The following is a 3,418-nucleotide window of genomic DNA, read 5'->3' as shown; positions in this document are numbered from 1 at the left end:
GAGTAATTAATAGTTACCCCCTATTAATGATAAAAAGAGGCACCCATCGCGGTGCCTCTTTTTTGTGGCCCGTGTGGTGGTGCCAGGCACCCTGGGAGAATGTAACACTCCTGTAACAATTGAACGCCTCCAAACCCTGGTATATAAGGTTTTTCATGTTATTAAGCCTTTGGGGTGCCAGGCACCTTCCCCTTCACAAACTATCTTCCTAGTATCTTTCTATAAGAATCCTGTGTGAGAAAGAGTAAGAAGAAGAAAAGGGAAAATTCATATACTCGTAACAGTAAAAATTACTTACTTTTCCTAAAATTTGTTATATAATATTTCCAAACATACATTCTGTAAAAGGGGGTTCATCATGGACGCTCGTTATGAAACTTCTATTGAAGTAAGCATCAATTGTAAAAGCATCAATGAAGATATATGGGGAGAAATGTATGACCTTCTTTTTAATTATACAAATGATTTACCAAGAGGAAAGAACGACCTTTTTTCAACACGGACAACACACAGGTTTGGGTGTCTCCGGATAAGATATTTGTAAAAACGCTTCACTCATTTTCCACGGATACAGTCATTATTTACAGGAACCTTATGAAGTATCGCGTAAGTGACTCTCCATTAATTGCGCTAGGAGTTTGTAACGAGAAAGGTAAGCTCCTTACTCCTTTTATCATGGACATTATCGTTCTCTTAAAAGCTAATCTTCCAAAAGCAATCCTGTGTAAAGGATACCTGCATCCCGAAGATTGGAAGGAATCTATGATGAGATTACACGACATGGGCTACCTGTAAGAATTAGGTGGATCCCATTTTTCTGTGCTGAAAAACTGTAAATCTGCTAGTGCGGGGTACATTTGGTGAGCTCCTACATATACTGTGTTGTATGTTCCACTAACAAGTAACGTGAAAGCAGTAAAAGAGCGAATATACTGTAGTCTGTATGTTTACCTTTCAGCCTAAAAAGGTAAAAAAGTGATAGATAGAGAAGAATATGCTAGAATAATAGCAACTCACTTATTACCTTTGAATCAAAGGGGAGACCAGCTAAGTATGCTACTGACAAACGAAGATAAAAAACATCTTTTAAAGATACTTGCTCAAAATCAGCGACGTGTAATGGCATCGAAAGAAGATCGTGCTAAATCAAAGGCAGTTTATGATAAAATTTATCAAAGCATGCGCAATGAAGATATTAATAAAGACCACCAACGTGGGAGAATGCTATAAGCCGGAATCCGCTTCCGGCTTTTTTGTATGGCCCTAATTAAGGTTAATTAAGGTGCCAGGCACCCGCCTGAGAATGTAACAAAAGCCTCGTGAATCCCCCGCAGTAAAGGGAAAGGTATATTACAGCGGCAAGTGGTGCCAGGCACCCGCCTGGGAATGTAACAAAATTCACGTGAAGTCCCGCCGTACAGGGAAAGGTATATTACAGATGAGAGTGGTGCCAGGCACCCGCCTGAGAATGTAACAAAAATCGTGTGGAGTTCCCGCCGTACAGGGAAAGGTATATTACAGCCTCCAGTAGTGCCAGGCACCCGCCTGGGAATGTAACAAAATTCACGTGAAGTTCCCGCCGTACAAGGAAAGGTATATTACAGCGGCAAGTGGTGCCAGGCACCCCCAATACACCCCCCCTAAGGCACCTGCCAAAAAAGCACCCGCAAGAAGAGGCACCTTCAAGAAGTACCTGGGCTATATGCCTATTTTATTCTTTCAATCTAGCACTTTTACCACTTTTTCCCCTATAATAGAGACACATAGAATGCATAAGAAGTGTCTTCTTATCTTTACATCAATGATTAGTGTTAACACGCTATTTCTAAAGCCAGGTAGTCGTCTGGTTTTTTATTTTTCAAAAAGCTACAGGCAATGGAGGACATAATATGTTGTTAACTAAAGGGTTAGAAAGCGATGATGTGAGAGAACTGCAGGATATTTTAAAAGAAAAAGGCTATTTTACATATGATGAGTCTACAGGTCATTATGACCAGGATACTGAAGAAGCGGTTAAGGCCTACCAGAGAGATCACGGGCTGCGTATTGATGGCATGGCAGGTCCTGAAACCTTCTACGCTTTGTTGAATGGCGTACAGCCCGTAGATCCTCCTCTGCCGTCTTCTAAACCAAAGGTTCAGCCACAGGCAGCTAGTTCATTTTCTGTGCTGGAGCCAGGTTCAGAAGGGAAAATGGTAAAATCTCTTCAGCAGAAGCTAAAAGATCTAGGCTATTATAAGCGCAAAATTAGTGGAACTTTTGGCAGGAGCACAAGTGAAGCGGTGAGGAGCTTTCAAAAAAAGCAAAATCTTACACCTGATGGGGTAGCCGGTCCTGAAACCTTTGCTCTGCTTCGTGCCATCCACCAGGCGGACCACGGGGGAGAAGTGGAAAGCGATTCAGCGGCGGCTGAGCCAATAGAAGAGGAAACTCATTATACACCGGTTCATAATTTTCACACTGAACTTTTGCAGTTAGGAGTAAAGGGAAACGGAGTATCAAGGCTGCAAAACACACTCAAGGAATATGGATTTTATACCTACGCGGTGACAGGTATTTACGGAGAACGAACTGAAAAAGCAGTGAAAGATTTTCAACATGCTGTAGATATAGAAGCAGATGGCATCGTTGGGGAAGAAACTCATGAGAAGCTGGCAGCCTACGAGCCTCCGAAGGATACAGGAGAAAGCCAGGCAGAAGAAATTCCAGAAACCGATGAAAATGAAATAGGAAAAGAATTAAAAGTAGGTTCTCATGGGGAAGATGTCTCCAAGCTGCAAAAAGCACTGCAAACGTTAGAGTATATAAAAATGGAGCCTACAGGTATATACAGCTCAGTTACAGAAAAAGCAATAAAGCTTTTTCAGCGTGAACACGAGGAATTGGTCGTAGACGGCGTAGCAGGGGAAAAGACTTTATCAAAAATAAACAAGGTTCTTAAAGGAGAAAGTGAAGAAGAGGTTCAAATAAAAGAACCTAACGTTATTCCGCCTCCTAGTAAAAGGTTAAAAGTGGTAGACTTAATTGCGAAAGCTTCCGACTATCTTGGTGTCCCTTATGCCAGGGGAGGGAAAGACTCTAATGGGTTTGATGGAGCAGGGTTCGTACAGTGCGTTTTTAACGAACAAGGAACAGAATTGCCAGAAACGATCGAAGGAATGTGGGAAGAAGGAGAAGTAATAGAGAATCCCACGGTAGGAGATGTCATCTTTTTCGAACTGGATGGACCCGGGCCTTCTCAAGTGGGAATTTACATAGGCGGTCGGCAGTTTACCTATGCTGGGTCATCGACCGGAGTGACAATAGCTGACCTGGACTCCATATATTGGAGTGAGCGTTACATAGGAGCAAGAAGATATCATTTCTAAAAAGAAGCAGGCCATGATGGCCTGCTTCTTTTCTGATAGACATATTTATG

General features: G+C 42.2%; 3 protein-coding genes. All 3 read left to right on the top strand.

The window, feature by feature from the left end; translation table 11 throughout:
- The first annotated feature begins 594 nt into the window (after positions 1–594).
- The 3 genes from JCM19033_RS21445 to JCM19033_RS21435 all read left to right on the top strand — a co-directional run bounded on the left by JCM19033_RS21445 (position 595) and on the right by JCM19033_RS21435 (position 3,368).
- Positions 595–795 (top strand): hypothetical protein, encoded by a 201-nt coding sequence (locus JCM19033_RS21445; protein WP_054637863.1) that lies wholly within the window; start codon positions 595–597, stop codon positions 793–795.
- Between the two features lie 180 nt (positions 796–975).
- Positions 976–1,230 carry a hypothetical protein gene (locus tag JCM19033_RS21440; protein ID WP_054637862.1) on the top strand — a complete coding sequence of 85 codons (255 nt, stop codon included), beginning with the start codon at positions 976–978 and terminating at the stop codon, positions 1,228–1,230.
- A gap of 659 nt (positions 1,231–1,889) precedes the next feature.
- Complete coding sequence (locus JCM19033_RS21435) at positions 1,890–3,368, top strand: peptidoglycan-binding protein (protein WP_054637861.1); 1,479 nt, start codon at positions 1,890–1,892, stop codon at positions 3,366–3,368.
- Positions 3,369–3,418: the final 50 nt, after the last annotated feature.

The sequence above is a fragment of the Thalassobacillus sp. C254 genome (assembly GCF_001310615.1).
This window is presented reverse-complemented; position numbering and strand designations above follow the sequence as displayed.

Excerpts from the sequence above, each read along its gene's own strand:
- JCM19033_RS21445 (WP_054637863.1), top strand. The coding sequence starts at position 595 with ATGAAGTATCGCGTAAGTGACTCTCCATTAATTGCGCTAGGAGTTTGT.
- JCM19033_RS21435 (WP_054637861.1), top strand. The coding sequence starts at position 1,890 with ATGTTGTTAACTAAAGGGTTAGAAAGCGATGATGTGAGAGAACTGCAG.